This window comes from uncultured Campylobacter sp. (genome assembly GCF_937949835.1).
Lineage (GTDB): Bacteria > Campylobacterota > Campylobacteria > Campylobacterales > Campylobacteraceae > Campylobacter_B.
Window position 1 is genome coordinate 1 of sequence record NZ_CALEDC010000059.1, and the last position, 7763, is coordinate 7763.

Annotated in this window: 3 protein-coding genes; 2 read left to right on the forward strand and 1 reads right to left on the reverse strand. The window is 48.1% G+C overall.

Annotation, left to right across the window (positions count from 1 at the left end; genetic code table 11):
- On the reverse strand, nucleotides 1-419 hold a 419-nt coding region (locus Q0256_RS01310), incomplete at its 3' end, for a UvrD-helicase domain-containing protein (RefSeq protein ID WP_297959309.1).
- A 41-nt stretch (nucleotides 420-460) separates the two neighbouring features.
- Here Q0256_RS01310 and Q0256_RS01315 point away from each other — a divergent pair.
- Complete coding sequence (locus tag Q0256_RS01315) at nucleotides 461-4081, forward strand: transglycosylase domain-containing protein (RefSeq protein WP_297959311.1); 3621 nt, start codon at nucleotides 461-463, stop codon at nucleotides 4079-4081.
- Between the two features lie 47 nt (nucleotides 4082-4128).
- On the forward strand, nucleotides 4129-7763 hold a 3635-nt coding region (locus tag Q0256_RS01320), incomplete at its 3' end, for an alpha-2-macroglobulin family protein (protein WP_297959314.1).

A 7763-nucleotide genomic window follows, 5' to 3' on the forward strand; every position in this document is an offset into this window, starting at 1 on the left:
GGGCGCGCGTCGCTTACATGATAAAATTTTCGCCTTTCTACGAGACTTTTTAGCAGGGTTTTTAGCTCGGCGGGTTGCTTTAGGATCACGCCTTTGCCCAGCTCGCGAAGTAGAGCGTAGGATACGGCGTGGAAGGTGCCCGCAACGATTGCGGAGGTGATTTTTTTATCAAAATGCCGCTGCAGCCTCGCTATCATCTCGCTCGCGGCCTTATTCGTAAAAGTAAGAAGTAAAATTTTTCTAGGGCTCGTGCCGAGATTTAGCAGATGAGCGATGCGCGCGACGATGGTGCTGGTTTTGCCCGTGCCTGCGCTTGCGATTATTAGATTGTGCCCAGCAGGAGCGGTTGCTGCGGCGTATTGTTCGGTGTTTAGCTTAGCTAGAGCGTCCAAGATTATTCCTTTGCAAAAAGGCGCCATTATAGCCTAAAATCATTAAAATTCTTTGATATAATTGCGCGATGAAATTTCTAAAATTTACGTTAAAAATCGCGCTATTTTGCGCGTTTGCATTCGCTCTATTTTTGATCCTAGACGCGCTTTATCCGCTAAATTTGGATATGCTAAACAAGCAAAAAAGCAAAATTTTATACGACCGAAACGGCGAAATTTTAAATATGCAGATCAGCGACGATCAAATTTGGCGCTTTTACGCGAGCGCGGACGAGATACCGCCGCGGCTGAAACAAAGTGCGATCTACTTCGAGGATCGCTATTTTTACTACCATTTCGGCGTCAATCCAGCCTCGATCCTGCGCGCAGCTACGTATAATTTTACGCAAAATTTTACTAAAAAAAGCGAGAGCAACGTCGAGCGCGTCGGAGCCTCGACGATCACGATGCAGGTTGCGCGTATGATGCGCCCCAAACAGCGCAGTTACAAAAACAAAATCATCGAAATTTTCAACGCCTTTCAGCTGGAGTGGCACTTCAGCAAGGATGAAATTTTAGGAATGTATTTTAACCTCGCCCCATACGGCGGCAACATCGAGGGGGTCAAAACCGCGGCGTATTTTTATTTCAAAAAGGATCTGCGCGAGCTTAGCAACGCTCAAATCGCGCTTCTTAGTGTGATCCCAAAAAACCCGAATAAAAACCGCCTAGACCGCAGATCAAACATCAACGCGCTTAAAAACCGCCTAATTTCGCAGCTGCGAGAGGGCGGCGTGATCTCGCAAAGCGAGTATGAGCGCGCCCTCGCGGAGCCGTTTTCGCCCAGACGCTACGCAGCGCCCAATTACGCGCCGCATTATGCACTGCTAGCGTTTAACAATTATAAAATGCAGAATTTTACCGCCAAAGATGACGTAAATTTTACTCAAAATTTAGATTTGGGCGGAGCGTCCGGCGCGACGGCGGGGCAAGTAAGCCCATCTGCGTACCGAGCCGCGGCGGTAGCAGAGTCAAATTTTTCGGACGCGGCTAGTGCCGAAACAAATTTTACGACTGCGGCGAAGGTTGGGACGAATTTATCAAGCGTCGCAAACACGCAGGCGGGAGTGGATTTGAAAGAAATGAATCCCAAAGAGGCGGATTTTAAAACGGATGCTCCGAAGAGTTTAAATTTAGGCGGAACGAGCTTAAATTTAAACGAGCGCGAAGGCGTAGAATCGCAGGCGGGCGTAAAACCGAATGAGCCGGAAAGCGTAGTAAAACCAAATGAACGAAAGAGCGCAAATTTAGATGAACGGCGAGATTTTATTGATGTCGCCCATCCGTCGCAAAACTCGCAAAGTCTAAATTTAAACGAGCGGCAAGATGCTGCGCGTTCGCCGCAGAATTTTAGCGCAGATACAAATTCAAATAAATCGCAAACAGAGTATTCGCCGCAAAATCCGAATGCGGATATGAATTTAAACAAGCGGCAGAATGCTTCTGGTGCTGCACATCCGTACCAAGAGCCGCAAAATTCGCAAAATCTAAATTTAAACGATCGGCAAGATACCGCGCATCCGCCGCAAAATTTTAGCGCAGATGCAAACTCTGGCGAGCGGTCGCGTGTAAATTTTATTGCGCAGACAAATTCCGCTTCAGGCGCTAGGACGCAGACGGATTCTGCTTTGGACGCTAAAATGCAAACAGCTTCTGCTGCAAGCGCCGAATCGCGGGCAAATCCCGCTCCCAATGTCAAGGTGCCGCAAAATTTAGCTTTAGCCGCCCAGGCGCAGATAAATTCCGATCCCAACGCCAAGACGCAGGGAAATTCCGCAAACTCTAAAGGGGGCGTGCAGCCCAAGGAGCAAACCGTGCGAGCGCAGGAGTTTGCGCGCCTTAGCGAGGGTAAAATTTATTCGAGCTTGGATCTAAAAACCCAGATCGCGCTTGAGGGCTTTTTGAAAAGCGAGATCCTCTCTCTACGCGATAAGGGCGTTAGAAACGGCGCTGCGGTGCTGGTCGACAACGAAAGTATGAGTGTGATCGCCTACGTCGGCAGCCACGATTTTAGCGCTAATGAGGGGCAAAACGACGGCGTGCGCTCGCAAAAAAACGTAGGCTCGACGCTCAAGCCCTTCATCTACGCTAAAGCCCTTGAGCACGGGCTCATCACCCCTTCAAAGAAGCTGATCGACGCGCCGATAATCTTCGCGGGCTACGTGCCGCGCAACTACAATCAGGGGTTTTTGGGCGCGGTTAGTGCTACGGACGCGCTAAGTCTTAGCCTAAATATCCCCGCGGTAAAGCTAAATTTAATGCTTGGTGATGACGGGTTGTATGAGATGCTATCAAACGTACATCTGGCGGAGTTTAGCAAGGATTATTACGGCGCAGGTATCGCGCTGGGCAGTATTTCGATGAGCCTAATGGATCTTGCTCGCCTTTACAGCGCGTTTGCAAACGGCGGCAAGCTACGGAAGCTCGAAATAGCGGGTGCAAAGATCGGCGATGATGCTAAAATTTTAACCCCGCAGAGCGCCTACATCGTAACGCAGATGCTAAGAAACGCGCCGCGCTCCTACCTTGGCTCGGTGTGGCAAAACACCCTAAACGCGCCGCCTCTGATGTTTAAAACGGGCACGAGCGCCGATGCGCGCGATCTCTACACCGTCGCGCTTACGCCTAAATTTACACTCGGCGTCTGGCTGGGAAATTTCGACGGCTCCAAGACTAGGGATCTTAGCGGCGGCGTGAGTGCGGCGAAGGTGGCGTTTAATATGTTTGCCTTCCTCGATAAATCGGGCATGCTGGGCGAGGCGGAGTTTGCGCGTCCCGCGGGCGTGAGCTTTCGGCGAGTATGCACCGACGCGTACCGCGAAAAGGAGTGCGCTCAAAGCGCCGAGGATCTTACGATCGATGGAGTTGAGCCCAACGAGGAGTGCGAAATTTACGGCACGAGCGAGCTTTTTTATCTGCTAAAACACGGGCTGGTCGATCCGCAAAAGGTACGCGCAGGAAGGTGCGCGGCTAAATTTGCCGCCGTAAAGCCCGTGCTAAACGATATCAACGCCAAAACCTACGAGACCGGCGCGGACGGCACGCTGCGGTTAAAGATACAGTGCACAGCGGTTTTTGGCGAGCGGGTATATATCAGGCTAAGCGGCGGTTCGCGGGAGTTTATAGCGCTAAATTCCACCGCGTTTACGAGGGAGAATTCCACGGATTTGGATTCCAAGCATTCTAGCGCGGCGCAGCAAGATAATTTAAAGCAAAATTTTACAGAACAGAATTCTACAGCACAAAATTCTATGCGACAAAATTTAGCGTTACAGAATTTAAAATCACAAAATCTTACGAAGCAAAATTCTGTAGAATGGAATTTTATAACTAAAAATCCAGTCACACGGAATTTGGCGTCGCAAAATTCTATCTTGCAAAATTCTACAGAGCAGAATTCGGAGGCTCAAGATTTCACAGCGAAAAATTTCACAGATCAAAATTCCTCGCAGCAAAATTTCACGGCACTAGATTTCACCACGCAAAGCCTAGCGCCTGCAAATTCTAAAGTTAAAACGGGAGAATATTTTGCGCGCACTAACGGCGAGGCTTTTACGCTAAGTCTTGGAGCAGGGGATTTTGAGCTTGGCTGCTTGGACGAAAATGCAAATTTCGCTAAAGCAAATTTTAGAGTAAATGAAAGAAAATAAAAGGTTAATTTGTATATAATTTCGTAAAATTTTTGCAAAGGAATTTTATGAAGACAAAACTACTAAGCGCAGCGCTATTTTGCGCTTTGGCTAGCTTTGCCGCGGGCGTAGAGATCAAATACGCTAGCGGGGCTTACGAGATTAGCGGGGTGGACGGCAGTGGATTTAGCGTCACGCAAAAGCAGATCTTAAAATGCACTCCCAAAATCACGGGCACCTACGAAAGCGTGAGCGAGAGCTCAATCAGGCTCTATCCTAAGCCGATGCTTAGCGCCGGGGTTAATTATTCGTGCGAGGCGCGCGGGGTGCGCTTTGAGTTTGAGACAGAGCCTTTTAGCACCGAGCATATCGCGCTTCTGCGTCCGGGGTTAGTGGCAATTAAATTTAACGATGCGGTTAGCAAGGACGCGCTACAGCAAGCGACTAGAATTTACCGCGCGCAGAATTTAGCCCAAAACGATATATCCTACGAGCTTAGCTCGCACGATGATCGGAATTTTTTATTCAGCTTCGATCCTAAGGCGCAAAACGTCGTATTGCAAATAGAATCCCTCACCTCAAAAGTGGGCGCAAAGCTGCAAAATCCGGTGGAGCTGCGCACGGACGAGGAGCCTTTTAATGATAGCATTAACGCTTCAAATTTAAGCGGCGTGCAGATCCGCCCTGCGGCTCTAAAAGACGGCTCACTCGCGGCTAGAGTGTGTTTTCCTAACTATATGGACGAGCTGTCCGCCAAATACGTAAGAATCGCAGGCGTGAGTAAATTTAGCCTCACTCAGCCGCGATATTATTATTATGACGAAGATGAAGAGGGCGGCGAAAGCGACGATCCTTCATGCTACTACTATGCAGATATAGTAAGCGACGAGTTTATGCCGAATAAAAGCTACGAGATCAGGCTGCTAAAGGGCTTCGGAGATAGCTCATATATCTTGCGTGACGAGATCAAGCAAAGCGTAAAAATGGGCGACAGGCTGCCTTTCGTAGCCTTTAGCGACGAGAAAAATTTTATCCCAAAATCCGCTTCGTTAGCTTTTAAAAGCTCAAACGTAAATGAGGTTAAAATTTCGATTGCCAAAGTCCCTGAGCAAAATTTTAGGTATTTTTTAAACTTTGAAAGCAACGAAGATAGTGTAGGTGGGCTAGCTAGCGAGATCGCGGTTAAGAGCTTTGATATAGGAGGCGCTAAAAACGCCGTCGCGGAGCATAAAATCGCGATGGATTTTAAAGGCTACGAGGATGGAATTTATAAAATCACGGCGTTTTACAAAGTGGGCGAAAAGATGCAAGAGGTTTCGCGCGTAGCCTATCTTAGCGACATTACGGCTCAAGTGGTGCTGCTTGAGCGCGGTGCGCTCGTTTATACTTCTAGGCTTAGTAATGGCGAGGAGCTAAGCAGAGCGAAGGTTAAAATTTACAGCGATAAAAATGAGCTAATTGCAGAGGATAAAACGGACGGAGATGGAATTTTAAGATTAGAAAATATGGAAATTTTAGCTAAAAACCCGCGCTCTATCGAGATTAGTAAAGGCGATGAGCATGCGTTCGTGCTGTTTAATAACGCCGTAGCAAGCGTAGAGAAAACGATTACTGCAAAGCGTCCGTTTGTTTATCTTGCAAGCGAGCTGATAAGCCCGAATGAGCGGCTTTTAGGCACGATCGTGATGAAAAATCGCGATTTTAGCTCTTTAAAAAATACGCCGATTAAATTTAAAATTTACGATCCTAGCGGCACTGTGGTCATCACGCGCGCGCAAAACACCGATGAGTTCGGTAGCGTTAAAATCGATGAGCTGATGGGCGAGAAAAGCGGCACTTACCGCCTAGATCTCATCTATGAGGACAAAATCATCGCTTCTAAAAGCTTCAGCGTAGAAAATTTCGTCCCAAACCGCATTAAAAATGAAATTTTAACTGCTAAAGACGAATACGGCGCGGATGAGATCATCACACTAAAGCTAAGCTCAAACTATCTTGCAGGCGCGCCGGCTGGAGATTTGAAAGGCTCGCTGGAAGCAAACGCCTATGAAAAAGAGCTGAAAATTAAAGGCTACGAGGGCTTTTCGTTTCTAAACGATCGCTTAAAGAAAAAGGGCGCTACGCAGCTTCGCAGGGCAGAATTTACGCTAAGCTCCGCCGGCAAAAAAGAGCTTGCACTCTCGCCGGCAGCAGCTGATCTTAATGTCTCTAACGCCATAAATATTTTACTAAATTTCAGCGTAACCGAGGAGGGCAAAAACGTAAACGCATATCGCAGCCTGAGCTATCTGCCTTATGATCGTATCGTAGGAATTCGCGCTAGCAAGGACTTTATCTCAAGTGGAGATAGCGTAAAATTCGGCTTTGCGCTGCTAGATTCCAAAACCAAAACCGACGTCAAAGGCAAGATCGACGTTGAAATTTACCGCGACGATTTTACTTACGTTTATGACGGCAATAGATACGTCGAGCAAGAAAGCTTTAATCTCGTAAGCGCCGTTAGTACCGATGCGCGCGAGTTTGAGTATAAATTCCAAAACGGCGGCAATTATCTAATCGTCGCAAACGATTACTCAAGCGGCGCAAGTGCTGGCGTGCGTGTGGATGTAAGCGGCTGGGGATATTATGGACGGGTAAACGCTAAAGACGTTCAAAGCGCTAAAATCAAACTCGCAAGCGACAAGGTTAAAGCCGGAGATAAAATTAAAGGCGTCATCAATTCGCCGGTAGAAAGCGGCGTGCTAAATATCTCGCTCGTAGGCGAGCAGGTTTACGACTATAAAATTCTATCCGTCAAAGGCGGCAGCGCGGAATTTGAGCTTAGCGTGCCGGATAATTTCGTCGGAGGACACATCAACGCTGTAATCGCGCGCGCCGCGACACCCGCTGCGATGCCGCTTAGAGCCTATGCAAACGTGCCGGTGGCGCTAGATGCGAGCTCGCACAAGGCTGGCGTGCAAATTTTAGCCGAGAAAAGCTACAAAAACGGGCAAAATGCGCAGATCAGCGTAAAAAGCGAGCCGAATTCCAAAGTCATACTATACGCGGTCGATCTTGGAATTTTAGATATCGTCTCACAAGAGGAGCTCGATGCATTTAAGGCGTTTGACGTTAGCGCGTATTTTGCGCTGCGGTACTTTGACATTTACGATGATCTTAGCGTGTATCAAACTACTGCTAAAGAGCTAAGCTTCGGCGGCGACGGCGTGATGGCGAAAGCTAAACGGAATTTAAGCCCGGTCGAAAACAAAAAGCAGAAAAAATTTATCAAAATGCTGATAGCAAAAGCGGATGCAAACGGCGAGGCGAAATTTGAGCTTGCGATGCCGAAAAATTTTAACTCCACGATCCGACTAAGCGCCATGGCTATCGGAGAGGCGGCTACGATCGGCTCGGCAAACGTCGAAGCCAAGGTCCGAGACGACGTGATCATAAAGCCCGCCGATCTAACCTATATGGTGCGCGGCGATGAAATTTCCGTGCCGCTAACGCTCATCAACACCACTGATAAGGAGCAAAAGGCGGTCTTGAAGATCAGCTCATCTCCTTCGGTTGCTATAAGCGGCGGTGAGGCAAATTTCACGCTCAAACCGCTTGAGGTCAAGCATACAAACTTCACCGCGAGCGCGCTTGATATTGCGGATGCGAACATTAAATTTGATCTTGACGCAAACGGGCAGAAATTTAGCAACGATGTAGAATT

What these genes read in the sequence shown, in the direction of transcription:
- Q0256_RS01315 (WP_297959311.1), top strand. Translation starts at nt 461, where the DNA reads ATGAAATTTCTAAAATTTACGTTAAAAATCGCGCTATTTTGCGCGTTT.